Source organism: Fulvivirga sedimenti, from assembly GCF_020328055.1.
Window position 1 is genome coordinate 123,528 of record NZ_JAIXNE010000003.1, and the last position, 25,689, is coordinate 149,216.

Consider the following 25,689-nt stretch of genomic DNA (forward strand, 5'->3'; position numbering starts at 1 on the left):
TCAGCGAAGCAGTCCCAGTTTATTCTTGAACCACTTGGTAAGCGTATAGTTCCGCATCTTTCGCTCGAAAACTTCCGGCAATACGGCGTCTACCATATTTTGATTCAAATCTTTGTATGGAACGAGTTTCGGATAATTATCCAGCTCTGATTCCTTCACATACATGAATGAATTCTGTGCATACCAACTCTCCACCCTGGGATCATTCCAAACATGGGGCCGAATGGTATCCAGGAGAATATAACCATGTTTTTTGAATATCGACTGCCAGTATGATGGCCACTGCTCATTGAAATGTTTTACGCCTCCCTGAAATGGGATCGCTGCTGAAAACAAAATAAGGGGCGCAAGAGACGTGAGATTGATCACAAATTGTTCGGCATATTCTTCCTCCAGGTGCTCGGCTACTTCCAATGAAATCGCCAAATCAAACTTTCGCTGTAATGAAAGCGGTTGCTTTAATTCGGCATGCATGAATTCATCTTTACCGATCACAACATTATCCACATTAACCCAGGATCCTTCTAATCCCATTACTTCAGCTATTCCCTTCTCTTTGAAAACCTTCAGCCAGGTACCCACGCCGCAACCCAGGTCTACAACACTATTTGGATCTGTCAGCTCCAATACCCTTCCGATTAACCTTTCTGCCGAATAACGGGTTCTGGCATCCCTGTCACCATAAAATTCCGAATCATATTTCTTATGCATGATCAAAAGAAGTAGTTAATTGAATAAGTCTGTCCAAAATAATGTCTAAAGAAACAAGAATTTCATCATTATCCATAATGCCAGCCGGTGGAAAACCTAATGCCTTGAGGACCGTATCAGCCATATTCTCCGGATCTGCTTTGCAGGTGAGGATATTTTTTTTACGCATTGCCTTGCGAATTCTTTCCTCCTGATCAGCCGATAATGCCACAGCCACACAAGGTATATCCTCAGCCATAGCCTGAAAAACGGCCCCACCCCCTCCGCTTAAAAATGCAGTGGACTGCGAGATGGCAACATGGAAAGCCTCAGGTGAAAGTTTAGAGATACCAGTAATTCCTTCCTGATCGAGCAATTCTCCGGTATAATTTTGTCCATATACAAAAACCACCGGAAGGCCGCTTTGTCGGTGGATTCTCTTCGCAGCATCCTCAAATAACTTTACCGCCGGCACACCGGAAATCTCATGACCGCCACCCCCGGGGTTGCAAAGAATATATTTTTCCTTCAACACCGTGAAGTTATCAAGAATCTCTCTTTTCTTTTCTGGGTTTATAACCGGAAAAACGGGTCCCGTATGGACAACGGTCTGATGAAAAAGCCTTGCTTTCAGGGCATTCCAACCGCTGAGCGGAAGGACATATTCCGGCTGAACAATCCATATTTCATCGGTAAAACCAAGACGGAGAAGCCCCAGAGCCCTGTTCAGGATTGCGGAATTCTGGGCAATGAACACCGTACGCGCACCTGATTTCTTAGCCAACCGAAGTTGGGATGAACGCCCCGTTGCGTCAAAGATGACCAGGTCAGGCTTATAATCGGCTATTGCCTGCTTTACCTCTGTTGTACAGAATGTAGGCGTATCTGGCAGCATGACCGCAGAATATGGACATGTTTCAGAAGCAGGAGATTGCCTGCTCAGCAAAAACTGAATATGGGCCGAGGGAAATCGACTATTGATGTGATTCGCAATATTGAGTGAACGGATATATTCACCCGAACCTTTCGGTCCTGATGCCGGTATGAACAGAATTCTTTTGAAAAATCCGGAAGTGTCCGCCATAGATTACGAAGGTACTGCATTCCCATAAAAAAACCCGACCAATAGTTAGCCGGGTTTCTTTTTGAAAATCAAATACGCTAATCTGATTCGGTATTTTCTCTAACCGGTGAATTGCCCCTTGACTTGCGGGCTGTAACATTGTCGCCATCCTCAAGGCGTTTTGACACTACCAGGAACGGACCAGTCACAATCTCCTCTCCTTCACTTACGCCTTCGATGATTTCGATATTATCAAAGTCACTGATCCCTGTTTTGACCACCCGCTTTCTTGCAACACCGCCCTCATTAACAAATACAACCTCCTGATCTTCACTCTTGGAAGTCTGCTGCCGGGCCTCATTTTCCGGTTCCTCTTCAGACTCTTTTCCGGATCGTGACCGAATAGAATTAGGATTTCGTGTGGTTACAGATGACAAGGGAACTGTAAGTATATTGTTCTTTCGCTGCGTGATAATATCCACACTGGCTGTCATTCCAGGTCTGAAAGGAAATTTATTCCCCTCAGAAGCCAGATCCTGATATGAGGAGTTCAGTATGCGAATGCGTACTTCAAATTCTGTTACGGCATCTGCCGAGGCTTTATCGTTCGCTGTATTGGCAATGGCAGTTACAATCCCCGTAAACTCCTTGTCCAGGTAAGAATAGGAATCCACATCAATTACAGCCGTATCACCAATTGCCACCCGAATAATATCATTCTCATTCACGTCTACACGAACTTCCATTTTATTCAGGTCTGCGATCCGCATGATCTCGGTTCCCTGGAATTGCTGGGTACCCAGAACGGTTTCACCCTGTTCCACATTCAGCTTTGAAACAATTCCACTCATAGGGGCGGTAACCGCAGTCCTCCGCAAGTTTTCGGTGGCCTGTTCAAGGGATGCCTGGCTGCTTTTTACAATGAAAGATGCTGCCTGAACGTTTTGCCGAGCCGATTTAAGATCATTTTCGGCAACGATGATATTCTGCTGGGCCAATTCCCAATCTGATTCAGAGATCACTTTTTCATCGTACAACTTCTTTTGACGGTCATAATCCTGCTTTGCCCGCTGATAGGTGGCCTGAGCACGCGAGAGCGATGCTTGTGAGGACATTAAATTTGCCTTTTGCTGATTCAGGGCTGCCTGTGCCTGATCACGGGCAGCAATGAAGTTGTCAGGCCTGATTTTCGCAAGCACAAAATTCTCAACCACAGAGTCTCCTTCCTCGACATTCAATTCGATCAGCTCGCCGGAAACTTCCGGACTGAGTTTTACTTCCACAACCGGCTGCACCATTCCCGATGCACTTACTTTTTCAACAATCGACTGCCGGGTGGCTTTTGCCATTTCAACCTCGATTTCCTTTGCTTTGCCTATCCAGCCCTGTGATCTTCCAACAAATAGTAAAACCACGATAAGTACAAGGGCTCCGATAACATAATATAACCAGCGGTTTGATGATTTTTTCTTTGCCATTTTTTAAAATTCTAAAGGTTTGCCTTGGTAGAAATCAAGTATTTTTTGTTTAAATATTAGGTCGTACTTCGCTCTTAACAAATCAGATTGCGCATTATAGAAATCATTTTCAGCCACCTGGTAATCCACAAAATTAGCAGCTCCGCTATTATACCTTTTTTCGATTACCCTGAAAGATTCTTCTCTTGCACGTACCTGTGAAAGGCTTGAATTATATGATTTGGAGGCAGCTTCCACATCATTATACGATTGCTGAATCTGTTGCCACAGTACGTATTCACGATTCTTTTTATCGATAATGGCACGATCCTGATTGATCATTGCACGCTGATAGTCATATTTTGCTGAAAAGCGGTTGAAGATTGGAATATTCATACCCAGCGAAACCGACTGACTCAGGTTTTCATTCATCTGTTCAGGGAAACCAAATGCCTCTTCAGAAACATTGGGTACATCTATGGTCGAAATTACCGGATCACCGGTGCCCTGTACCTGACCAATCACCACGGTCGTTGGAGTTGACGTCCCATCCGGCAGCGTTCTTGTATTAATCCGGTCGGAATAGTTGGTGAAAATATTTCCTGACAGGAGAAGTGATGGGTAAAAGGCCCCCTTAGCAGATTTCACAGCATATTCACTGCCTTCCACATTCAATTCTGCCGCTTGTATTTCGGGCATGTTGGCAAGTGCGATCTCGTATATTTCATATGCGCTCAATTCCAGGATCAAGTCTGTCTCTACATCCATTTCCGGAACCTCAATCTCAACTGATGCCTGCGGGGGCAGCTGCATGGCGAGCATTAACTGTACTTTGGCCTGCTGATAATTGTTCTCGGCTGTCACCAGGTTAAATTCATTCGTAGCGAGCTGTGCCTGAAGGTCCAGGAGGTTGGCCTGTGGTAATGCTCCGGCTTCAACCTGGATCCTTGTTCGCTCCACCTGTTGCTGTATAGAATTCAGCTGTTTCCTGGCATTTTCGGCCAACTCCCTGGTAAACAGAACATTCGTATAAAACCCTACTATATTCAGCATCACATTATTTCTTGTCACGTCCACTTCTTTCCGTGAGGCCTCATACTGAAACAGGTTTTGTTTCACCGTGTTGTTGATCGTCATACCATTGAAAAGTACGACAGAACTGGAAGCGCTCAGATTCACAGAATTAATCGCCTGGCTCACGAAAAGGTTTGTTACCGGGTCAATAGAACGACCCCAGTTTCTTCCTGCGGATGCCCGGCCGGTAAGATCAGGGAAGCGCTGCATCTTAGCCTGTTGATAACCAATTTCAGATGTCTGAAGATTCAATTCAGACCGCTGGATGTCCAGGTTATTTTCAAGAGCATAGTTAATACATTCTTCCAGCGTCCACACCTGGGGTCTTTCCTCCTGTGCCATTGCACCAAGTGAGAAAAAAACCAAACAGCTTGCTAATATTTTGAGTTTCATTTCAATTGTTATTATACATCTATATCAGGGATATAAATTACTTCCGTTACCCAATCAAGTCCTTTGATATATTCCAGCGACACAGGCTTTAACCCCGAATCCATCTCAATCACCAGGCATGCCAGATCATTCTTAGCTTTCCGTGAAACCGACATAGTCGCAACATTGCAATGGTCATGGGAAAGGACGCTGGAAATATGTGCAATACTCCCTTTTACATCATGTGCCTTGATGATCAATGTGTGCAGGCTCGCCGAGAAATCAGCTTTAAATCCATCCAGTTCCGCAATATTAATCACACCGCCACCCTTACTTTCACCGATGATCTCAATTTTATGATCACCTTTCTGAAGAACGAATTTCACCGTATTCGGGTGAACGGTAGAAGCGTTACCAACCGATTTAAACGTATATTTTAAACCTGCCTTTTCAGCATGATCAAAAGAATTCCTGATGCGTTCATCATCCGTTTTAAAATCAAGCAATCCGGCAATTGCCGCTTTATCGCTGCCATGTCCCTCATACGTACGTGCGAAGGAATTGTAGAACGTGATAGTGGCTTCATCAGGCCTTTCTCCTAAAACACGGATTGCCACCCTGGCCATTCGTACCACGCCTGCGGTATGTGAACTTGACGGGCCGATCATCACCGGTCCGATCATATCAAAAATTCCACTTTTTTCGCTCATTCAGGATGATTTATATTCCAATATTAAGCATATCTGCTGTATAGTGTGTGATGAAAATTATAAATGGTTAAATTCCCATTTGAGTCTCAAATAAAGGGTACTGAACAGGACAAACACTACAATAGATGAAGGCATTATTTAACAATAACCTGATAGATACACCACTTCCGATTATGCCGGAAAACCGCGCATTTCAATATGGTGACGGCATTTTTGAAACGATTTGGTTCCGCAACGGTAAAGCTCCGCTCCTTGAATTTCACAAAATGAGGCTGCAGCGTGCAGCCCAGGTTTTACGACTGGATATCTCCCCAAATGAACTACGTTATCTTGAAGCCAATATTGAAACATTAAGTCAGCTTAACTTTCCGGAGGAGACACAGGTGACGGCCAAGCTCATGTTCTGGAGACATGCCTCCGACAAACCCGGATATGGAGCAGATGCCACCACCACCGATTCACTGCTAACAATTCGCCCCTTCACTGAGGGAAATGGTTTGTATTCACTTGGAATTTCCAAAGAAATCAGGATATGCCCATATCCCTGGTCCTTTACCAAAAACATGAATGCCCTCCCCTATATCATGGCCAGTATTGAATGCCAGGACCGTGCACTCGATGAACTCATCCTTTGTAATCAGAAGGACGAAGTTGCCGAATGTATTTCTCACAATCTTTTCGTCCTGTTTGATGGAACCTGGATCACACCGCCGCTTTCGGCAGGAGGTGTGGCAGGTACAATGCGCTCCTTCATTCTTAAGAACGAAGATCACTGGTCAGTGCCTGTTCAGGAACAAAGTATTAAAACTTCCGACTTAACGAACGCCTCGGCTATGTTGATTACCCGTGCAACTGGCCTCGTTGTTATTCACGAATTTGAAAAGGCTAAAATTGATACAAAACCCGCTGAAGTTTTCAGAGAGGAAATCCTCACCGAACTCCATAAAAAAAGCCCGGCGTAACCGGGCTTTCATAATATACAGATCTGATTCCTTATTTTACTTTGTTTACAATTGCTTCAAAAGCTTCAGGGTGATTCATTGCCAGGTCGGCCAGAACTTTGCGGTTCAGATCGATATTTGACTTTTTAAGATTACCCATTAACTGCGAATATGACATGCCGTGCTGACGGGCACCTGCATTGATCCGCTGAATCCAAAGTTTTCTGAAATCTCTTTTCTTCGCTTTTCTGTCACGATAAGAATATTGCCATCCCTTTTCTACGGCATTCTTTGCAACGGTCCAAACATTTTTTCTTCTTCCAAAATAGCCTTTCGCGGCTTTTAGGATTTTTTTTCTGCGTGCTTTTGACGCAACATGATTTACTGATCTAGGCATTTTATTAAAATTTTTTGGTAAAAGGCGGCTGTTACGCGCTTAAAAACCTGTTACCTGGTTAAACACTAAAACCTGTTGATAACATTGAGAATCAGATTCTCAACATATCCCTGACGTTTGACTCATCGGCCTTGTGAACCAATGTCATATGCGTCAGATTGCGTTTTTGCTTTGTCTCTTTCTTGGTCAGGATATGACTCTTGTACGCATGCTTGCGTTTGATCTTACCCGTACCAGTGAGCTTAAAGCGTTTCTTTGCTCCTGATTTTGTTTTTACTTTAGGCATTTTCCTATCTGTTTATGATCTGTATATTCTCTTTATTTCTTTCCCGGCTTCTTGATCGGTTTGGGGGATAGAAACATCGTCATCCGCTTCCCTTCAAGCTTTGGCAATTGTTCTACCTTTCCATACTCCTCCAGTGCCTGGGCAAATTTCAACAAGAGAATCTCTCCCCTTTCCTTGAAAACAATACTACGTCCCACAAAATGAACGTAAGCCTTTACCTTGGCACCATCCGCCAGAAAATTTTGGGCATGCTTCAACTTGAAATTGAAATCATGCTCTTCAGTATTCGGACCAAAACGTATCTCCTTGATAACCGTCTTCTGCGCATTCGCTTTGATCTCCTTCTGCTTTTTCTTCTGCTCGTACTTAAACTTCGAGTAATCAATTATTTTGCAAACAGGTGGATCCGCCTTCGGCGATATCTCTACCAGGTCCAGATTCTGCTCTTTAGCCATCTGAAGCGCCCGGTTGATCGGATATACATCCACTGCCACGTTATCTCCCACGACCCTTACTTTGGGCGCAGTGATTCGTTCGTTAACCCGATAAGGCTCCTCTACTCTTCCACGGTAGCCTCTCCTTGTATTACGTTGTTTGCTAATTGTTACCTCCCTTGTTTTGTTCGACAAAAATAAGTTGCAAATATCGTGATATAATTTGTATTATTCAACGACTCCGCATATTTCATTTATAATTTCACCAGGGTTTCATCCCTTTCCCCCTGAAAGTAAGAAATAAATTCATCAAGTGCCATACCTCCTACATCTCCCTGACCATGTCTTCGTATGGAAACCGTACCAGTTTCCTGCTCTTTTTCACCCAGAATCAGCATAAAAGGAACTTTACTTACTTCCGCATCACGGATTTTCCGGCCGATTTTCTCATCACGGTTATCAAGGAATCCGCGAATATCAGCCTCACTCAGCTCCTGGAATACCTTTTCAGCATAGGCCTGATATTTTTCTGAGATCGGTAAAACGGCGATCTGATCCGGGGCCAGCCATAGCGGGAAGTTACCCGCACAATGTTCAATGAGCACTGCAATAAAGCGTTCCATGGATCCGAATGGTGCACGGTGTATCATCACGGGCCTGTGTTTCCGGTTATCTGCCCCGGTATATTCCAGTTCAAATCGTTCAGGAAGTGTGTAATCAACCTGGATGGTCCCCAGCTGCCAGCTTCGGCCGAGTGCATCTTTAACCATAAAATCGAGCTTCGGGCCATAAAAAGCTGCTTCTCCCAACTCCACAACGGTTGTAAGTCCGCGCTCATCAGCTGCCTCCTGTATTTCTCGCTCTGCTTTCTCCCACAGCTCGTCGGCACCGATGTACTTTTCCCTATTGTCAGGGTCCCGCAATGAAACCTGCGCTGTATAATCCTCAAATCCGAGTGCTTTAAAAACATAAAGAACCAGGTCGATCACTTTAATGAACTCTTCCTTTACCTGGTCTGGCCTGCAAAAGATATGTGCATCATCCTGCGTGAATCCCCGTACCCGGGTTAATCCGTGTAATTCCCCGCTCTGTTCATACCGGTAAACGGTTCCAAATTCTGCCAGGCGAACCGGCAAATCACGGTATGACCGTGGTTTGGAGGCATAGATCTCACAATGATGCGGACAATTCATGGGTTTCAGCAGGAATTCCTCACCTTCGTGGGGCGTATGAATAGGCTGAAACGAATCCTGCCCATATTTTTCGTAATGACCGGATGTTATATAAAGCTGTTTACTCCCGATATGGGGCGTAACTACCGGATCGTAACCTGATTTGATCTGCGCACGTCGCATAAAATTTTCCAGACGATCCCTGAGAATGGTTCCTTTCGGCAACCACAACGGCAAACCCATCCCAACTTTTTCGGAAAAAGTAAACAGTTCAAGTTCCTTTCCCAGTTTACGGTGATCCCGCTTTTTAGCTTCCTCGAGCCGCTCAAGGTATTCGGTGAGTTCCTTCTGCTTTGGAAAAGTAATGCCATAAATTCGGGTGAGTTGCTTCCTCTTCTCATCACCCCGCCAGTAAGCACCTGCCACATTGGTGAGCTTAACCGCTTTAATAAATCCTGTATTCGGAATATGCGGCCCGCGGCATAAGTCGGTAAAATTTCCTTGCTGATAAAATGTGATGGTACCGTCGGCCAACTCATCTATGAGCTCAAGCTTATATTCGTCTCCTTTTTCAGTGAAATATTTCAGCGCATCGCTTTTGGAAACTTCCTCCCGTTTGTATTCGTTTTTCTCACGGGCCAGCTCCACCATTTTCTGCTCTACACGTACCAGGTCATCTTCACCGAATTCCTGATCGCCAAGGTCTACATCATAGTAGAAGCCGTTGTCGATAGGCGGACCAATACCGAATTTAACCCCCGGATAGAGGGCTTCCAGTGCTTCTGCAAGTAAATGCGCCGAAGAGTGCCAGAAGGTCGTTCGTCCTTCATCATTATTCCAGGTTAACAATTCCACGGTGGCATCTTCCTTAATCGGCCTGAAGGCATCCCATACTTCACCGTTAACTCGTGCCGCCAGTACATTTCTGGCGAGGCCTTCGCTGATACCATAGGCAATATCCAGTCCTGTAACGCCCTGTTCGTATTGCTTTACCGTTCCATCCGGCAATGTGATATTGATCATAGGTTCGTGTTATTCTTGCTTTGTTCCGCAAAGATGCATAAAAAAAGATATGATGGGAAAATTTAGGTTACCTGATGGAATCATTCAGATCGATCCTGTCGGGCTCTGGAGGTGTCATTTGACTGGCCTTTTCTTCCTGTTCCCGTAAATATCTTAAATACTCGCTTCTACGCTCCAGCCGGGTGATCGCTTCAGAGGCTTCAGAAACGGTAGAATCACGTTCCAGGATTATTTTGTACTCGTTTTCCGCCTCGGAATACAATCGCTGAGCTTCAAAGGACCGGGCCAGAATCAACCGTGCCAGGGGTTCATCCTGCAGCATCAGGGCCTGGTTAGAAAGGATGGCTGCGCTGTCATACTTGCCTTGTTTGTAAAAATTTTCAGCCCGAAGTCTCAGAAATTCAGGGTCTGAAGGATTATTCAGCAGCCGGTAAAGATCACCGGCTTCCCTGTAGCTTCCGCTTTTCTCCAGCATTTGTGCTTTTATCATAAGAAAATCCCGGTCCAGGGGCTCCCTTGAAAGCCAAAGATCCGTCAATTGCCCTGCCTTTTCAGGCTTATTCTGACTCAAGTACAACGTACCGAGCCCCAGATAATTTTCGCGTATAGATGAATCCTGACCTATGGATACCTGAAACTCACGTTCTGCACGCACAGTATCGCCCGCTTCGAGTAGTACCTGCCCCTTTAACGTATGGAATTCGGGTTTTTGCTGTAGTGCCAGCAGTGTATTAACAGACTCAATGGCGGCTTTATTATCGCCCAGTTTCAAAGATGCTGCTGCAGATAAATAAAATAATTCATCCTCGGTAAAGCCCAATTCACGGGCATCTTCCAGGTATCGCTGCGCATCCGCATAGGAACCGAGGTAGAAGGCAGTTTTTCCCTTCAGGAATGAATGTTGCGGATTACTGACAAATTTGAATACTTCGCGATTGAGACGTGTCCAGGCCTGATCATATTCTTTTTTTTGAATCAATATTTCCGCCTGTTTTAACAGAAGATCACGTGAATTTCCACTTTGCTCCAAAAGGAAATCACTTGACTGCCAATCTACCTGAATATCAGACATTTGATCATTAGATCGACTAAAACAACCCCATAAAATGCCCGATAAAGCCGTGTAAACAATTATTCGAGTTATTTGTCTCATATTATAAATAACCACATTTACCGGTTACTACCGGAAGAATTATACTATTAATAAGTGTAAATTCGTGTTACACCTTACAATTATACCGATTAAAATGGTGAGAACCTTTAGTAAAATTTTCTTGAACGGCTTATTGTTGATGTTTTTTTCCTTGGGCCTGATGAACTGCGGCGCTGATGAGGAGCCTGTGAATGTTGAGGAACTGCTCATGAAGTCTGTGATCGATTTCGATAAGGACGGAATCTTCAATATCGTAGGTAATGTAACCCCGTTCACCAATGGGTTGGGTACAACAGGATATCAATTCAACCAGGCTTCCGATCTTCCGGGATGTGAAGAAAGCCCCAGCAGCTATATGACAATCGATAGTATCGGGCCAATATGGAACGATGGTTTTTCCGTTGTTGCAATCGTTGAGTTTTCAGAAAATCGATACTTCGAGCGCATCATTGACTTTGGAAATGGTCCGGGAGAACAGGAAGGTTTTAATGTTACCCTTTCAAGACTTCAGGAAAGTAACAGTCTTGCCTTTACGAGCTGGATCAATTCAGATTCATTATTAAACAGAACACGTGGCCGTGTTGTCGCAGCAGACGTTATCGAAAATGGACAGCCCATGTTTATTGCTGGTACCATATCCGAAAATGGAGTAATGGCTATTTATGTTGATGGGGTTCGAATCAATCGTAAATCCAACGGACATCCTGTGATTAATATTCCCAGGACCAGCAATTTCATCGGGCGATCAAATTGGTGTGATGAAGACCCGGATTTCAAGGGAAGAATTGAAACGCTGATGATCTTTAATAAGGATTTATCCAGCAATGAGGTTACCGCTCTATATGATTATTTGAAATCACTCTCTGCGATTTAGCCAACCAGGCAATTACAGGATGAATTGAAAACTGATCTTTACTCCAAATTTATTGGCGTCCTCTACTTCGCGGTATGTCAATCTGTGGATAAAATCTACACGAATCACCTTAAATATATTCTCGATACCATACCCGATCTCGACATACGGTCGATTCGGGTCGAGAAATCCAATGGGTGCCGTAAGGTTTCCTTCCTCGGTTAATTGTGGCAGATTATTCAGGTTTTCCTCCCTTAAAGATCCAAACAAGACATTACCGGTCGCCAGCAATCGCCACTTCAGCTTTTTCATTAATGGGATTCGATTGAGAATGAAACCTTCAAAGTAATGGTTCAATCGCAACGTCACATACTGGTCACTTGTGAATTCCGACCAGTTCATCAGGTTATATGCTGCAGTAGTATAAAAAATTGATTCGTTACCTACGTGGTTTTTAAGGAGCGGGTACGGAATAACCTCAAATATTTTTTCTGCAGTAAGGGACAGAGATGTTGTCCCTAAAAAGCCCACTTTATACTTATCGGTAATGTTAATACTCAGTTTGTTATAATTAAAATCTCCCCCAAGCAGACCCTCAAACCCACGTGTATACTGAACTGTAAAGATAGGCCACTTCAGGGTTCCCAGGCTCAAACGCTCATTGTCGTTCTGCACGTACAGTTCATCCTTGGCAAATCTCAGCTGCACGCGTAATTCGCTCGTGGTAAAATTAGTTGCGATTTCATCAAGTTGCCGGGATTCACTCGTGTAGTAGGCAAAATCAAATTCCGGTTTGTAGAATTTATGGGTAAAAGAAACACTGGGGGTAAATCCCTTCAGTACTTCACGCTCAAAGGTCATTCTGAAATAATCCTGGTAGTAAGGACGATTAAGCCTTCCAAAACGCGTTGCCGCAAGGAAAATGTTATTTCCTATCAGGTCCTCTGCTGAAAGCCCCACCTGGTCAATTTCATGTCCGTGTGCCAGGCGGAGGGTTGTCCAGTGATCACGGTCCAGGATTCGCTCCACAAACATCCGGTACTTGAACTCCTCATCCTTGATACCATAGGCCAGATATCCACCCAAAATCCATTTGTTACTGAAATCGATGTTGGTACGCATACCCAGGTGAAAACGGCTTCCTTCCACATTGTTGTTGGCATACAAGGCCAGATAAGGTCCAAGGTCAATCTTGCCAATCTTCCGGTATCCGTTGATCGCTACTTTAAGTATGTCTGTATAAGTTTTAACTACAGGGATACTTTTGAGCGTATCGATCATCTGATATACGTTCTTTTCAGTTTCTGACAGCGGTTCATGCCGATGCTGATCCCAATAATCCTCACTCTTGGCATCCAGACGGTAATCTTCATTCAATTCAATAGGCCTGGCATAGAACTTTGGTTCCCTGGGCTGATTTACTACCATTTCCCGGTTGGAAGTATAAAATTTTGCCAGCACTCCAGCCATATTTTCGGTTATCTCACCAATGTCAAGTAAAACACGTGTCTGCGAGGGCAGCCATGCACCTCCAGACGTCTTCTGAAGCTCCTGCTGGATCTTGATCTTCTCGATGTAATTCAGATTAGCCGTACGGCTAACTGTGGCATCAATCCGCTTTAGCGCATAATCCTCCTTCGTAATCCACATCGTTCCTGAGAAAGCAAGGTCCTGCTCACTCTTGGGGTAAAAATCCAGGCGATAACAGAAGTCATCATCTACATAAAGGCTATCATTAAGCTCATAATCATAGTAGGTCTTCCATCCTACCGAAATCGGAGAAACAAACTCCTTGCTTACAATATTGAGCCAGTTCTCGTAAAAATTATATTGCTGAAACGAAGAGCCAATAAATTGCGACACCAGGCTGCCGTCTTCAACACCAACACCGGTGATCTTGGTTTTGATGATCTTTTCATGCTGCATACGGGGATCCCGCCGGAAAAAATATTGCGACAAGGTCTCTGAAATAAATAACGGAAGAATCGGCTTACCGTCTTCCCCTGCCAGCTGATCAACACTATCCATCACGCTTGTGATCTTTTTCATGAATTTCTTTTCGCGAAATGACTCGGAAATATTGTCGACATCTACCTCGATCTTTGTATAAGTCTCGTATTCGTACGCATCCAGGGTGCTCTTGTCATTCCGACGCTTATTTTCAACAATCTTTCGAAGAATCGGGAATGCTGGGTTCTCACCGGCTATAAATACTACCTCATCCAGGCTGATCACATCCTCCGCTAATTGAAAATTCAACTCCTGCCGCGGAGCATTCGTCAGAGGCTTTGTCCGTGTCACATACCCGATGTAGGAAGCAGTAAGCGAGTCTGCCGATTCCCTGATAACCAATTCGTACTTGCCATTGAAGTCGGTAGTTACCCCTGTATTAGTGCCTTTGAGAAAAACATTCACAAACGGTATCGGATCACCTGTATTGGCATCGGTGACTTTGCCAAAGATGATCCGCTCCTGTCCGAGAACAGGAATTGAAAGAATCAGAAACAATATGGATATATAGAACCGCAAGTTGAAATGTATTACCGGTGTATTGAACTCAAATCAGAGGTTAAGGGTTTCCTTTTTGCCGAGAAATTTCGGCTCCTTATTGACAACATAAAGCTCCCAAACAGCCAGTGACCGGGCCAGGTATTCCCGCACAGCCATTTTAAAGCTGGCTGAGTGGACCTTTTTGGTTGCATAGGCATTCGCCTTCATGTCAAGGTAATTAGCAATAAAAAGGGCTCTGTAGGTATGAAATGGCTGCGTTATCACAGTTACTTCATTCTGCCCAAAGACCTTCTGGCACCTGAACATCGAATCGAGTGTTCGAAAACCTGCATAATCCAGTGTGATGGCAGTTTCCGGCACACCGCGCTTCAGCAATGCCTGTTTCATCTTTTCGGGCTCATTGTAATATACCGTGGCATTATCACCGCTCACAAGAATGTGCTTAATTTTTCCCATCTCATACAGGTCGGCTGCTGCTGATATCCTTTCTTCAAAATACGGATTAGGACCTCCCTGCATTGTTTTCGGACTTGTACCCAATACAATTCCAACAGCTGCAAATGGAACATCGGCGGATTGCTCAAAAACCTGTTGACGGGTTGAATTATAGACCCAGATATTCGTAACGCTCATAAATACAATTACGATACCCGTGAGAATTCCTGCAACTTTAATTATCCGCCTAACCATACACCGTAAACCTAATAACTTATTTCAACTTTTTGAGAAATTCTCTTTCCAGTATGTCATAACGATTTACCGACTGCCGGTACCAGGATAATCGAAGCTCATCCTTTTCGGCATCAGTTAATTGCCACGAATCCGAGGAATTTCGCAATGCGGGTATCACCGCACTCAAACATAACGAAACGCTCACTGAAATATTCAGACTTTCTGTAAATCCGTACATTGGGTAGGTAACCATCTGATCACATAAATCAATGGCTGTTTCAGATAATCCAAGTGCCTCGGTTCCGAATAAAATCGCTGGTTTTACCTCCGGATCCAGATCATAAATAGACATGGCGGTTTTATCAGGGGTAGTGCCGACAATTGTATAACCTTTCTGCTTCAATAAAGTCAGACATTCCGATGTATTATTCTCGGAAGTATTGAACCGGTACATATTAATCCATTTGGAAGCGCCGTGAACAACACGTGGATTGAGGTTATATTCATGCCGGTTTTCAATAATGTAAAGATCCTGTATCCCGAAGCAATCACATGTGCGCACGACTGCACTGGCATTTTGTGACTGGTAAATATCTTCCAGAACAACTGTGACCTGTCTTGTCCGGTCTGAAAGTACCTGGTCCATCAGCTCTTTCCGTGATTCACTTACAAAACCGCTGAAATATTCCAGTAGCAGACGGTCTTCCCTGTTCATTAAAAATCAAATTCTATGGTTTCACCGATATTGTAACCTCCTTCTTCCTTACCTTTTCCACTTCCACCCGATTTCTTCGGCTCCTTATTCTCAATCTCCTTTATTTCAGAACCCGATTCATTATTATCAGGTTTGTCCTCCTTTGGTTCACTTTCAGCCTTTGAAGGGGCCTTATCCTTTTTTTTCTTAGCTGTATCTGTTCCGCTTTCTGAAAGTAACTCTACTTTTTTTACTTTTTCGGAGGAAAGTTTATTCCCGATCGCTTTCCATCCCTTAACATCGATGATATCCTCGAGCTTCACGATTTCCTTATCATGCGATTTCGACTTTGGTTTCTGAACAGAAACTTCAACCTCAACAGATTCTGCCGTGGATGCCAGCAATAATTTGGAGCCCCCGGCTTCGCTGATAAATCCAAACCGCTTGTTAAGAGTGGATGTTTCGATCTGAAAACGCTTCACATAATAAGTTTTGCTTTCGCCGTCATAATAGACCGCAGAAATAACCTTTTCGGAATCAAATCGCTCAATTAGGATAATTTTTTCAGGCTCATATCGATTGGTGAGTTCATATGAGGTGAGCTCGTAAGAACCATCCTTATAAATGACAAGAATACTGTCATCACCATTAAAGTTTCCAATATGACGTCCACGTTCATCTTTATTGAGCCTGCCTACCGAATCGTCGTACCAGATATCGAGGCCACTCAACGTGGAAACGCCCTCGGCTTTCAGGTCAATACGCCTCACCGGATATTTCGTTAATATATTTCCTCCTGCGCCACGCCCTTTTATTTCAAGTTCTGAGAAATCATAATCAAAGATTTTGATTCGGGCTTTGGATCCTGATGTGAGTTTCACTGTCACAATTTCTGCCTCTCCATTCGGATTGGCGCTCAGGTAAAGGACGCGTGAATTCTTATGGCCTTTTGTGAGGTCATATTCCTTATCCCGGGTAATGGCAGTGATCTGGAACCTTTTTACCATGGACCTGCCGGTTTTTCCGTCCAGGTAGATCATATTATAGGTCATCCGGTCATCACCCTTTTTCCAAACACCTACATGCAGAATATCCTTGCCCATAAAGACCTTTTCTGCAATCCGGGAGACCATACATTTACCATCTTTACGGATGACAATGATATCATCCAGGTCTGAACAGTCACAAACAAACTCATCCTTACGCAGTCCGTAACCAACGAATCCATCAGCCCTGTTCACGTAAAGCTTCTGATTGTTGGCGGCTACCACGGTTGTATTAATCGCGTCGAAAGAACGAATTTCAGTTTTGCGCTCACGTCCCTTTCCATACTTCTCCAGGAGTCCCTGATAGTAATTGATGGCATATTCAGTGATGTTGGCCAGGTTGTATTCCGTTTCTGCCAGTTCATCCTGAAGCCTTTTCAATAATTCATCGGCTTTAAAGGAATCGAACCTGGATATACGCTTGATTTTGATCTCTGTCAGGCGTACAATATCATCCTCCGTGATTTCACGGTAGAACTGAGGCTTAAATGGATCCAAACCTTTGTCGATCGTGGAAATAACCGCCTCCCATGTCTCACACTCCTCGATATCCCGGTAAATTCTGTTTTCAATGAATATTTTCTCGAGCGAAGAGAAAAGTATCTTCTCCATAAGCTCGTGCCGGCGAATTTCAAGTTCCCTTGTCAGTAAGTCAACCGTCTGATCCGTATTGCGCTGTAAAATCTCACCGACCGGCATGAAATGAGGTTTGTCGTCAATGATCACGCATGAATTTGGCGATATGGATAATTCGCAATCGGTAAATGCATATAACGCATCTATGGTAATATCGGGTGACTGACCCGGAGCAAGCGAAACAAGAATTTCCACATCCCGTGCGGTATTGTCGACCACCTTCTTAATCTTGATCTTACCCTTATCATTGGCTTTTATGATCGATTCAATGAGGTTGGTAGTCGTTGTACTGAACGGAATGTCACGGATGACCAGGGTCTTCTTATCATATTCCTCAATCCGTGCACGAACCTTAATGCGACCACCCCGCATACCCTGGTTGTAATCAGAAAAGTCGGCCATGCCCCCTGTCGGGAAATCCGGATAAATTTTGGGTTTCTTTCCTTTCAGAATATCGATCGAGGCTTTGATCAGTTCACAGAAATTGTGCGGAAGTATTTTTGTGGAAAGCCCAACTGCAATCCCTTCAACACCCTGTGCAAGCAGCAGGGGGAATTTAACCGGAAAGGTTACCGGCTCCCTTTTCCTTCCGTCGTAAGATACCTGCCAATTGGTGGTCTGAGCATTAAAAACCACATCAAGAGCAAATTTTGACAAACGTGCCTCGATGTAACGCGGGGCCGCTGCACTGTCGCCTGTACGAATATCTCCCCAGTTACCCTGGGTTTCAATCAGCAGTTCCTTCTGACCCATGTTCACCATGGCATCACCAATGGAAGCATCACCATGCGGGTGATATTGCATTGTTTGTCCGATCACATTGGCGACCTTATTGAAACGACCATCATCCATTTCCTTCAGGGCATGCATAATTCGGCGCTGAACAGGCTTAAAGCCGTCTTCAATCGCAGGTACTGCCCTTTCAAGGATCACATAGGACGCATATTCGAGAAACCAGTCCTCGTACATACCGGATACAGGTATAACATCATGAATCTGATCCTCACCACTATATTTTTCAGGTTTTCCGTTCTCTTCGTGATTATCCATGCTATACTAAATATTTGCTTAAAACTTGTGAGTATAAAATTGCCAGGCAGACAGATAAAATATTGCCTATGAGATAAAAATCGTTGGTAATACGGTCGTCATCCTTAATGCGGGTTGCAATTTTCAGGGCTGCGAAAAATGTGAGTGCCTGGGGGTAGCCACTTATCAGGGCATAAACCAGGAACGCACGCTCCACCCAGCCTTTAAATAAACCTCTCCAGGTAAGCCGTGAAGATCGACGCACTTCAGGGGGTTTGGCATTCCAGCGGGCCAGCAAATAAAATACCAGTGCCGCCAGCAATTCACAAACGACAATAATCAATCCGACATGAATCCAGGCCCTATGCATCGCTTGCCATTAAAGTTATCAATTCCCTAGAGGCGTAAAAGTCTTTCATTTTTAGTGTTTTTTCTTTCCGCCACATGGTCGACGGATCTTTGCCATACATCGAGGAAAGGATCTTGTAATCCTGGTGCTTAATAAAATCAGAGGCTACCGACAAATCCTTTTCATGCCAGTCATTATAAAATGCCCGGTATAACCTAAATGCCAACTCGAGACGTTTACTGTTCGGTGCCGACAGGCCGGATACAACTATCTCAAGATCACCATTTTTGATCTCCCCAAGCAATTCCCGTGTCCTGGTGAGGCCAGGGCCCAGCATTCCGTATGATTCGATTGTATTAACAGGGGTTTGTATCTCGCCGTAATGCAATACATAACGCAAACGAAAGACCGGATCTGCAATCAGGCACTGTTCATCAATAAAAAATATAATTTCTGTGGCCGTTTGCACATCTGAAATAATCCCCTGAAACTCATCACCCAGCGTAATCGTCAGTGGAGACAGGATCCCTGACTCAAACTTTTTATTAGCCGCTTCTACAATTCCGGAAAATGCATTCATCAACGCTGCCCCTTCCTCGCGGGAACTGCCAATGATATCCGCCATCATTATTAAATAATTCATATTGCAATATAATTACAATTATTTATATTTTGCAATTTTATTACAATTTAAGCAGCTGTTTCTTCGACGAGGTCTTTTTCAATCCTCAGGTTATCCACAATAAAATCCTGACGTTCCGGTGTATTTTTACCCATATAGAATGACAGCAATTGCTTTATGGTTGTGTCCTTCTTAATGATGATGGGTTCCAGTCGCATCTCATCACCGATAAACTTTCCAAACTCATCAGGTGAGATCTCCCCTAACCCCTTGAATCGGGTAATTTCAGGTTTGTTCCCAAGCTTGGCGATGGCTGCACGTTTCTCCTCTTCCGAATAGCAGTAGATCGTTTCCTTCTTGTTACGTACGCGAAATAAAGGCGTATCAAGAATGTAAACATGGTTATGCCGGACCAAATCGGGAAAGAACTGAAGAAAGAATGTCAGCAGTAACAGGCGAATGTGCATCCCGTCGACATCCGCGTCTGTGGCGATAATGATTTTTCTGTATCGCAGACCTTCGATACCGTCTTCGATATTCAGTGCATGCTGAAGAAGATTGAATTCTTCATTTTCATACACTACTTTTTTCGTCAGGTTAAAACAGTTCAGGGGCTTACCACGCAAACTGAATACCGCCTGGGTTTCCACATCCCTTGATTTGGTAATAGACCCGCTGGCCGAGTCTCCCTCGGTAATGAAGATCATCGTCTCCTCTGCACGTTCCTTGCTCTTATCACTGAAATGTACCCGGCAATCGCGTAATTTCTTGTTGTGAAGATTTGCTTTTTTAGCACGATCGTTGGCCAGTTTCTTAATTCCGGCAATCTCCTTGCGTTCCCGTTCCGATTGCAAAATACGCTTCAGCAGGGCATCGGCGACCGGAGGATTCCGGTGTAAATAATTGTCGAGCTCTGTCTTCAGAAAATCATTGACAAAAGTTCGCATAGTGGGTCCGTCGGGCGCCACATTTTGTGAACCCAGTTTGGTCTTTGTCTGAGATTCAAATACAGGTTCCTGAACACGTACAGCGATCGCAGCTACCACGCTGGCCCGGATGTCGGTCGCGTCAAAGTCTTTTTTGTAAAAGTCACGTACAGTCCTCACAAGCGCCTCACGCAGCGCGGCCAGGTGCGTTCCTCCTTGCGTCGTGTACTGTCCGTTCACAAAGGAGTAATATTCTTCGCCGTACTGATTGCTGTGGGTAAGTGCAAGTTCTATATCGTTGCCCTTGAGATGAATGATGGGATAACGGATATTTTCGACATCGGTTTTCCGCTCCAGCAGATCACGCAACCCATTCTCACTGTGAAATTTTTGTCCGTTAAAATTTATAGTCAGACCCGCATTCAGAAATACATAATTCCAGATCAGGTCATTCAGGTATTCCGGAATAAAATGAAAGTTTTTAAAAATGGTTCCATCAGGCTCAAATGCGACCAGGGTACCATTCCTCCCGCTTGACGAACCGATTTTGTGATCCGTAATAATTTCTCCCTGCTTAAATTCAGCAACCTTCGTTTGTCCCTCCCTGTAAGATTGAACCTTGAAATAGTTCGACAGCGCGTTCACGGCCTTGGTTCCCACCCCGTTCAATCCGACTGATTTCTGAAATGCCCCGGAATCATATTTACCCCCGGTATTGATCTTCGACACGCAGTCAACAACTTTACCCAGGGGAATTCCCCGACCGTAGTCGCGCACCTCAACCCTGTGATCGGTGATTTTCACATCGATGGTTTTGCCATATCCCATCATATGTTCATCAATACAATTGTCGATCACTTCCTTCACCAGCACATAAATTCCGTCGTCCTGCGCTGATCCGTCTCCGAGCTTTCCGATATACATTCCCGGACGCATTCTGATGTGCTCTTTCCAGTCGAGTGACCGGATACTATCTTCGGTATATTGAACTTGATTTTCTTCAGACATAAATTTCCTTTTCAACACATGGCTTGTAAGCGAATAAACACGAAAAACACCATTTATTCAAGCAATGATTTTGATTTAATCAGGCTGTTCTTCTAAACAAAAAAATGAATTAATCTGATATAATTACCTGTATATTAAGTATTTATAATCAGGACAATAAACTACTTAGCTAAGTATTTTTCGGGAGAATACAAATGGCAGCATTAGGATCCAGAGCCCGATGAGCCCGAGGCATACATATACCAGGTAGCCGAAATTATTGTAATCAAAAGCCTCTCCGCTATTGACCAGCATCAGAAAAAAAACACTGGTTATAAAGAAGAGATTCAGTACCCCTGCGAAACTAAGCTGCCAGCTGATGAGCGTAGACCGCAGCTTTTCATCCCGGTAGCCCATATTTCTTGATAGGGTATAAAAAGTAAAATTAAAAATCACGAGGATTAGCAGAGCCAGGTAAAAATACCATTCCCTTGAAAATGTATAGGACCCGAATGTAAGCATTTCACCCACCGCCGCATACGTGTAGAGCAATGAGCCCAGTGCCACCAACAGGGTAACCAACCAAATAAATTTTATAAGTCGTAACATCCTAGCTGTGCGAAGTTATATTTTTATTCTTAAACTAATTTCAATTATTTTGAGTTTTTAAACCACCTATGGATTTCAATCCGATTATATTATCCATCCCCATTTATTTCCTGCTGATCGGTATTGAATTACTGATCGAACGGTTCTCAAAACGCAAGCTTTACCGGCTCAACGATGCCATAACAAATATCAGCTGCGGCGTCACCCAGCAACTCACCAATATCTTCTTCAAGGTATTGGGCGTTGCCGCTTTCGCATTCGTCTACGAATATCGATTTTTCACCATTCCGGAAAATGCCCTTACCTTCATTTTACTATTTATAGCAGTGGATTTCTGTTATTACTGGGCGCACCGAATGTCGCATGAGATCAATTTATTCTGGGGCGGTCACGTAGTACATCATCAGAGTGAGGATTATAATTTTTCAGTGGCACTTCGACAGGGGTCTTTCCAAATCCTATGGACATTCAGTTTCTATCTCCCGTTAGCGCTGATAGGTTTCAATCCCACCACCTTCGTATTTGTATCTGCGCTCGTTACGGTTTACCAATTCTGGATCCATACCGAGACCATCGGAAAACTGGGCTGGCTGGAATATGTTTTCAATACTCCCTCCCATCACCGCGTACATCATGGTCGTGACCCGAAATATATAGACCGCAATCATGCGGGTGTTTTTATTGTTTGGGATCGTTTGTTCGGAACCTTCCAGGAAGAGGAAGAAAGACCGGTTTATGGAATTACAAAACCAACCAATTCATGGAACCCTTTGTGGGTCAACCTGGCCCATTACCATCAAATGTGGCAAACAATGAAGGCCATCCCCTCTTCCAGCGATAAAGTCCGGTATATATTTTACAAACCAGGATGGCTTCCTGCAGAAATGGGTGGAATGCAGCCAATCCCCGAAGTAGATCGCACTTCCTACATCAAATATAATCCGCGTTTTCAGCGGGGTGTGATCCCCTATGTAATGACCCAGTATGTGATCGCGTTGCTCATTACGGCGGTATTTCTCTTCACAATGGAATCAAGTGCCTGGTACGAGAATTTAATGATTGTAAGTCTTATTATCATGCTGGTGGTATCCTGTGGAGGCATGCTGGAAAACCGTTCGTGGGTTACGCCATTCGAGTTCATTCGTTTATCACTGTCGGCAGGCATTGTTACAGTTATGCACTATGCATTAGATTTTCCGTTTTACCTGTTGCCGGCTGCCATGCTATATGCCATAGTCTCCGCCGGTTGGTTTTTCTATTTGAACAGAGCTCTTAAATCTTCATCCGTAAGTCTTTCATGAAAAATGTCCTTTTCATCCTGATCATCGCGGGCCTTTCGGCCTGCAGTTCGACTCCTGCTCCCGGTTATCTTGATAAAGATGAATGGAAATCTGACCGTAACGGATGCATGGGCTACCGCTCGCTTTTCATGCAGGAGCATCCTGATTTCATCGATGCGCTGAAGGGGCAGTCGGAAGAAACCATTTTGCTCTGGCTGGGAAAACCGGATAAAAATGAATTGTACAAGCGTAATCAGAAATTCTATATCTATTTGCTGGATCCCGGGCCAGACTGTGGAGAAGGTGACAGCACCTCCGGAATGGACCTTCAAATTCGCTTTTCAGCCACCAACAGGGCCACAGAAGTTATGCTTTATCGTCGCTAGCAGCCAGCCGGACGCCTTCACTTTCAAGCAGTACCAGCCGGTCCCTGTACAAATTACCCAGGGCTTTTTTAAATGCCTTTTTACTCATACCCAGTGTTTGCTGGATGACTTCCGGACTGGATTTATCGGTCAGATTAAGATATCCGTCATTCTTATGCAAAGCATCCAGCAACATTTCCCTGTGCTCATCAGCACCCTCACGTCCTCCCAGGCTCAGGCGCAGATCAATTTTTCCATCTTCCCGTATTGCGCGGATATACCCGTCCGTTTCTGTTCCGATGGCAAATTCGACAGGACACTCACTTCGATATAACAAACCGGAATAGGTCCCGTTAATTACCGCCTGAAAACCCAGATCGGTAACAGAATAGATTAAGAGATTTACCTTTTGCCCTTCTTCAAGTCCATCAGCATCTTTTTTCAGGAATGCCCGTATCTTGCTGGTGCCGATAAGCCGGTTAGTCTTATGGTCAAGCAGGATGCGAACCACATAAAACTTGCCCACTTGAAATGGAACATGCTGTTCCCGCTTAGGAACAAACAGGTCCTTCTCCAGTCCCCAATCCATAAAGGCGCCATGCGGATTACTATCCTTTACCTTCAGGGAAACAATACTTCCAACTTCCCCTGCAGGCTGAAGTGTAGTGGCTATCGGACGGTCTTCGGAATCCTTGTAAACAAAAACACGAAGTTTATCACCAATGCTGAGTCCATCAGGAACATATTTGGTCGGCAACAGTATTTCCTCATTTCCGTCCCCAAGGTAAAGACCAAAGTCAACTTCCCGGTTTACTGTAAGCAACTGATGTTTCCCGATTTCAATCATACTGCAAGGTTAAAAAAAAAGAGCGGCTGAACCGCTCTTTGATGTTATTGTTTTTTCAGTAAATCCCTTATTTCAGTCAGTAATTTTTCCTCATTGCTGGGTGCCGGAGGCGCAGCCGGAGCCGCTTCTTCCTGCTTTTTCAGGAAACGATTGTACGATTTTACTACCATGAAAACCGCAAAGGAAACGATAATGAATGTAATGATGGTATTTATGAAATTACCATAATTGATGCTAACAGCTTCCACCGTGCCATCTGCCAGTACATTTTCACCAATTTTCAGTTTCAGCTCAGAAAAATCGACGCCTGCAATCATCTTTCCTACAGGAGGCATAATGATATCATCGACAAATGATTTTACGATAGCTCCGAAATAGGTTGCCATGATCAAACCTACTGCCAACTCCAGAACGTTTCCGCGAGAAATAAACTCTTTAAATTCTTTGAACATAGTTAGTTAGATTAAAATTTACCGTCTCCAATATATAAATTAAATTTATATTGAGGGAGCAAAATATGAACTGTTGAATTGATTATTCCGTCCTGTTCATTTCTTCCTATATTTGAATCCAATCAAAAACACTACACATGATGAAAAATATTGCGGTAATTGGATCCGGAACCATGGGAAATGGAATTGCACATGTCTTTGCTCAAAATGGTTTTCAGGTAACGCTTATCGACATATCCGCTGAATCTCTGGAACGCGGACTTGCAACCATTTCCAGGAACCTTGATCGACAGGTAAATAAGGAACTGATCAATGAAAGCCAGAAACAGGAAACACTGTTACGAATTTCAACTGAAACAGCGTTGGAAAAAGGTGTTGCAAAAGCGGATCTGGTGGTTGAGGCTGCTACCGAAAATGTTGAACTCAAATTAAATATATTCCGTGATCTGGATAAATTTTGTTCTGACCATACGATTCTTGCCACCAATACCAGCTCGATTTCCATTACGAAAATTGCTGCTGTAACCAATCGTCCGGATAAGGTGATCGGAATGCATTTCATGAACCCTGTTCCAGTGATGAAGTTAGTTGAGGTTATACGTGGCTACAATACCACGGATGCCACCACAAATACGATAATGGACCTTTCTGAAAAACTGGGCAAGGTTCCGGTTGAAGTGAATGACTATCCCGGATTTGTTGCAAATCGTATTCTGATGCCAATGATCAACGAGGCAATATACAGTCTGTTTGAAGGTGTGGCTGGCGTGGAAGAGATCGATACGGTCATGAAACTTGGTATGGCACACCCGATGGGCCCGTTGCAGCTGGCAGATTTCATCGGCCTTGATGTTTGTCTATCAATCCTCCATGTGCTCCACGACGGGCTTGGCAATCCTAAATATGCGCCATGTCCATTATTGGTGAATATGGTTACTGCCGGACATAAAGGCGTTAAAAGTGGCAGCGGATTTTATGACTGGAGCCATAAAACAAAGGAATTAATCGTCGCATCGCAGTTCAAAAAATAACATTAACA

General features: G+C 44.1%; 25 protein-coding genes. 5 read left to right on the forward strand and 20 right to left on the reverse strand.

From position 1 onward, the window contains the following. The 5 genes from LDX50_RS12890 to sdaAB all read right to left on the reverse strand — a co-directional run bounded on the left by LDX50_RS12890 (position 1) and on the right by sdaAB (position 5,366). Entirely contained in the window at positions 1-711 is a 711-nt protein-coding gene (locus LDX50_RS12890; protein WP_225697706.1) for a methyltransferase domain-containing protein, read from the reverse strand. Beyond that, entirely contained in the window at positions 704-1,774 is a 1,071-nt protein-coding gene (locus LDX50_RS12895) for a glycosyltransferase family 9 protein (RefSeq protein ID WP_225697707.1), read from the reverse strand. The genes LDX50_RS12890 and LDX50_RS12895 overlap by 8 nt, the downstream gene beginning before the upstream one ends. Positions 1,775-1,851: 77 nt before the next feature. Then, positions 1,852-3,231, reverse strand: coding sequence for an efflux RND transporter periplasmic adaptor subunit (locus tag LDX50_RS12900; RefSeq protein WP_225697708.1), 1,380 nt, complete (start codon positions 3,229-3,231; stop codon positions 1,852-1,854). Positions 3,232-3,234: 3 nt separating this feature from the next. Continuing rightward, positions 3,235-4,677 (reverse strand): TolC family protein, encoded by a 1,443-nt coding sequence (locus LDX50_RS12905; RefSeq protein ID WP_225697709.1) that lies wholly within the window; start codon positions 4,675-4,677, stop codon positions 3,235-3,237. A gap of 11 nt (positions 4,678-4,688) precedes the next feature. Then, a complete protein-coding gene (sdaAB, locus tag LDX50_RS12910) occupies positions 4,689-5,366 on the reverse strand; it encodes an L-serine ammonia-lyase, iron-sulfur-dependent subunit beta (protein WP_225697710.1) in 678 nt (225 codons plus the stop codon). A 125-nt stretch (positions 5,367-5,491) separates the two neighbouring features. Here sdaAB and LDX50_RS12915 point away from each other — a divergent pair, with 125 nt between their 5' ends. Further along, positions 5,492-6,328 carry an aminotransferase class IV gene (locus tag LDX50_RS12915; protein WP_225697711.1) on the forward strand — a complete coding sequence of 279 codons (837 nt, stop codon included), beginning with the start codon at positions 5,492-5,494 and terminating at the stop codon, positions 6,326-6,328. A 31-nt stretch (positions 6,329-6,359) separates the two neighbouring features. Here the strand turns inward: LDX50_RS12915 and rplT are convergent, their stop codons facing one another. From rplT to LDX50_RS12940, 5 genes are all read right to left on the reverse strand, one after another. Further along, complete coding sequence (gene rplT, locus LDX50_RS12920) at positions 6,360-6,704, reverse strand: 50S ribosomal protein L20 (RefSeq protein ID WP_225697712.1); 345 nt, start codon at positions 6,702-6,704, stop codon at positions 6,360-6,362. 91 nt (positions 6,705-6,795) lie between these two features. Beyond that, positions 6,796-6,990 (reverse strand): 50S ribosomal protein L35, encoded by a 195-nt coding sequence (gene rpmI / locus LDX50_RS12925; protein WP_225697713.1) that lies wholly within the window; start codon positions 6,988-6,990, stop codon positions 6,796-6,798. Between the two features lie 32 nt (positions 6,991-7,022). Then, entirely contained in the window at positions 7,023-7,619 is a 597-nt protein-coding gene (infC, locus tag LDX50_RS12930; protein ID WP_225697714.1) for a translation initiation factor IF-3, read from the reverse strand. A 59-nt stretch (positions 7,620-7,678) separates the two neighbouring features. Then, positions 7,679-9,619 carry a threonine--tRNA ligase gene (gene thrS, locus LDX50_RS12935; protein ID WP_225697715.1) on the reverse strand — a complete coding sequence of 647 codons (1,941 nt, stop codon included), beginning with the start codon at positions 9,617-9,619 and terminating at the stop codon, positions 7,679-7,681. A 67-nt stretch (positions 9,620-9,686) separates the two neighbouring features. Then, entirely contained in the window at positions 9,687-10,691 is a 1,005-nt protein-coding gene (locus LDX50_RS12940; protein ID WP_225697716.1) for a tetratricopeptide repeat protein, read from the reverse strand. A gap of 241 nt (positions 10,692-10,932) precedes the next feature. Here LDX50_RS12940 and LDX50_RS12945 point away from each other — a divergent pair, with 241 nt between their 5' ends. After that, entirely contained in the window at positions 10,933-11,646 is a 714-nt protein-coding gene (locus tag LDX50_RS12945) for a LamG domain-containing protein (protein ID WP_225697717.1), read from the forward strand. Between the two features lie 12 nt (positions 11,647-11,658). Here LDX50_RS12945 and LDX50_RS12950 read toward each other — a convergent pair whose 3' ends face one another. The 8 genes from LDX50_RS12950 to LDX50_RS12985 form a co-directional block, all read right to left on the reverse strand. Next, positions 11,659-14,154, reverse strand: coding sequence for a DUF5686 and carboxypeptidase-like regulatory domain-containing protein (locus LDX50_RS12950; RefSeq protein WP_225697718.1), 2,496 nt, complete (start codon positions 14,152-14,154; stop codon positions 11,659-11,661). 33 nt (positions 14,155-14,187) lie between these two features. Further along, entirely contained in the window at positions 14,188-14,769 is a 582-nt protein-coding gene (locus tag LDX50_RS12955) for a SanA/YdcF family protein (protein WP_225697719.1), read from the reverse strand. A 76-nt stretch (positions 14,770-14,845) separates the two neighbouring features. Beyond that, positions 14,846-15,523 carry a TrmH family RNA methyltransferase gene (locus tag LDX50_RS12960; protein WP_225697720.1) on the reverse strand — a complete coding sequence of 226 codons (678 nt, stop codon included), beginning with the start codon at positions 15,521-15,523 and terminating at the stop codon, positions 14,846-14,848. Beyond that, on the reverse strand, positions 15,523-18,234 hold the full coding sequence (locus LDX50_RS12965; RefSeq protein WP_225697721.1) for a DNA gyrase/topoisomerase IV subunit A: 2,712 nt from the start codon (positions 18,232-18,234) through the stop codon (positions 15,523-15,525). Before LDX50_RS12965 ends, LDX50_RS12960 begins: the two co-directional genes overlap by 1 nt. Position 18,235: 1 nt before the next feature. Beyond that, the gene (locus LDX50_RS12970; RefSeq protein ID WP_225697722.1) at positions 18,236-18,583 is read right to left on the reverse strand and encodes a hypothetical protein; all 348 of its coding nucleotides are present in this window, start codon (positions 18,581-18,583) and stop codon (positions 18,236-18,238) included. After that, entirely contained in the window at positions 18,576-19,205 is a 630-nt protein-coding gene (locus LDX50_RS12975; RefSeq protein ID WP_225697723.1) for a SatD family protein, read from the reverse strand. Before LDX50_RS12975 ends, LDX50_RS12970 begins: the two co-directional genes overlap by 8 nt. Before the next feature lie 47 nt (positions 19,206-19,252). After that, positions 19,253-21,118: a DNA topoisomerase IV subunit B gene (locus LDX50_RS12980; RefSeq protein ID WP_225697724.1), complete on the reverse strand. Its 1,866-nt coding sequence runs from the start codon at positions 21,116-21,118 to the stop codon at positions 19,253-19,255. A gap of 165 nt (positions 21,119-21,283) precedes the next feature. Beyond that, entirely contained in the window at positions 21,284-21,706 is a 423-nt protein-coding gene (locus tag LDX50_RS12985) for a hypothetical protein (RefSeq protein WP_225697725.1), read from the reverse strand. Positions 21,707-21,774: 68 nt separating this feature from the next. On the opposite strand from LDX50_RS12985, the gene LDX50_RS12990 reads away from it, so the two are divergent. Together LDX50_RS12990 and LDX50_RS12995 are read left to right on the forward strand one after the other, a co-directional pair. Further along, a complete protein-coding gene (locus LDX50_RS12990; protein ID WP_225697726.1) occupies positions 21,775-23,007 on the forward strand; it encodes a sterol desaturase family protein in 1,233 nt (410 codons plus the stop codon). After that, entirely contained in the window at positions 23,004-23,372 is a 369-nt protein-coding gene (locus LDX50_RS12995; protein WP_225697727.1) for a hypothetical protein, read from the forward strand. Before LDX50_RS12990 ends, LDX50_RS12995 begins: the two co-directional genes overlap by 4 nt. Here the strand turns inward: LDX50_RS12995 and LDX50_RS13000 are convergent. Next, entirely contained in the window at positions 23,353-24,198 is an 846-nt protein-coding gene (locus LDX50_RS13000) for a CvfB family protein (protein WP_225697728.1), read from the reverse strand. The two genes, LDX50_RS12995 and LDX50_RS13000, sit on opposite strands and share 20 nt — an antisense overlap. Before the next feature lie 44 nt (positions 24,199-24,242). After that, positions 24,243-24,650, reverse strand: a complete 408-nt coding sequence (mscL, locus tag LDX50_RS13005; RefSeq protein WP_225697729.1) for a large-conductance mechanosensitive channel protein MscL — start codon at positions 24,648-24,650, stop codon at positions 24,243-24,245. Positions 24,651-24,790: 140 nt separating this feature from the next. Here mscL and LDX50_RS13010 point away from each other — a divergent pair, with 140 nt between their 5' ends. After that, complete coding sequence (locus tag LDX50_RS13010; protein ID WP_225698745.1) at positions 24,791-25,681, forward strand: 3-hydroxybutyryl-CoA dehydrogenase; 891 nt, start codon at positions 24,791-24,793, stop codon at positions 25,679-25,681. The last annotated feature ends 8 nt before the right edge of the window (positions 25,682-25,689 follow it).

Excerpts from the sequence above, each read along its gene's own strand:
- LDX50_RS12890 (WP_225697706.1), bottom strand. The coding sequence starts at position 711 with ATGCATAAGAAATATGATTCGGAATTTTATGGTGACAGGGATGCCAGA.
- LDX50_RS12895 (WP_225697707.1), bottom strand. The coding sequence starts at position 1,774 with ATGGCGGACACTTCCGGATTTTTCAAAAGAATTCTGTTCATACCGGCA.
- LDX50_RS12900 (WP_225697708.1), bottom strand. The coding sequence starts at position 3,231 with ATGGCAAAGAAAAAATCATCAAACCGCTGGTTATATTATGTTATCGGA.
- LDX50_RS12905 (WP_225697709.1), bottom strand. The coding sequence starts at position 4,677 with ATGAAACTCAAAATATTAGCAAGCTGTTTGGTTTTTTTCTCACTTGGT.
- sdaAB (WP_225697710.1), bottom strand. The coding sequence starts at position 5,366 with ATGAGCGAAAAAAGTGGAATTTTTGATATGATCGGACCGGTGATGATC.
- LDX50_RS12915 (WP_225697711.1), top strand. The coding sequence starts at position 5,492 with ATGAAGGCATTATTTAACAATAACCTGATAGATACACCACTTCCGATT.
- rplT (WP_225697712.1), bottom strand. The coding sequence starts at position 6,704 with ATGCCTAGATCAGTAAATCATGTTGCGTCAAAAGCACGCAGAAAAAAA.
- rpmI (WP_225697713.1), bottom strand. The coding sequence starts at position 6,990 with ATGCCTAAAGTAAAAACAAAATCAGGAGCAAAGAAACGCTTTAAGCTC.
- thrS (WP_225697715.1), bottom strand. The coding sequence starts at position 9,619 with ATGATCAATATCACATTGCCGGATGGAACGGTAAAGCAATACGAACAG.
- LDX50_RS12940 (WP_225697716.1), bottom strand. The coding sequence starts at position 10,691 with ATGTCTGATATTCAGGTAGATTGGCAGTCAAGTGATTTCCTTTTGGAG.
- LDX50_RS12945 (WP_225697717.1), top strand. The coding sequence starts at position 10,933 with ATGAACTGCGGCGCTGATGAGGAGCCTGTGAATGTTGAGGAACTGCTC.
- LDX50_RS12955 (WP_225697719.1), bottom strand. The coding sequence starts at position 14,769 with ATGAGCGTTACGAATATCTGGGTCTATAATTCAACCCGTCAACAGGTT.
- LDX50_RS12960 (WP_225697720.1), bottom strand. The coding sequence starts at position 15,523 with ATGAACAGGGAAGACCGTCTGCTACTGGAATATTTCAGCGGTTTTGTA.
- LDX50_RS12965 (WP_225697721.1), bottom strand. The coding sequence starts at position 18,234 with ATGGATAATCACGAAGAGAACGGAAAACCTGAAAAATATAGTGGTGAG.
- LDX50_RS12970 (WP_225697722.1), bottom strand. The coding sequence starts at position 18,583 with ATGCATAGGGCCTGGATTCATGTCGGATTGATTATTGTCGTTTGTGAA.
- LDX50_RS12975 (WP_225697723.1), bottom strand. The coding sequence starts at position 19,205 with ATGAATTATTTAATAATGATGGCGGATATCATTGGCAGTTCCCGCGAG.
- LDX50_RS12980 (WP_225697724.1), bottom strand. The coding sequence starts at position 21,118 with ATGTCTGAAGAAAATCAAGTTCAATATACCGAAGATAGTATCCGGTCA.
- LDX50_RS12985 (WP_225697725.1), bottom strand. The coding sequence starts at position 21,706 with ATGTTACGACTTATAAAATTTATTTGGTTGGTTACCCTGTTGGTGGCA.
- LDX50_RS12990 (WP_225697726.1), top strand. The coding sequence starts at position 21,775 with ATGGATTTCAATCCGATTATATTATCCATCCCCATTTATTTCCTGCTG.
- LDX50_RS12995 (WP_225697727.1), top strand. The coding sequence starts at position 23,004 with ATGAAAAATGTCCTTTTCATCCTGATCATCGCGGGCCTTTCGGCCTGC.
- LDX50_RS13000 (WP_225697728.1), bottom strand. The coding sequence starts at position 24,198 with ATGATTGAAATCGGGAAACATCAGTTGCTTACAGTAAACCGGGAAGTT.
- mscL (WP_225697729.1), bottom strand. The coding sequence starts at position 24,650 with ATGTTCAAAGAATTTAAAGAGTTTATTTCTCGCGGAAACGTTCTGGAG.
- LDX50_RS13010 (WP_225698745.1), top strand. The coding sequence starts at position 24,791 with ATGAAAAATATTGCGGTAATTGGATCCGGAACCATGGGAAATGGAATT.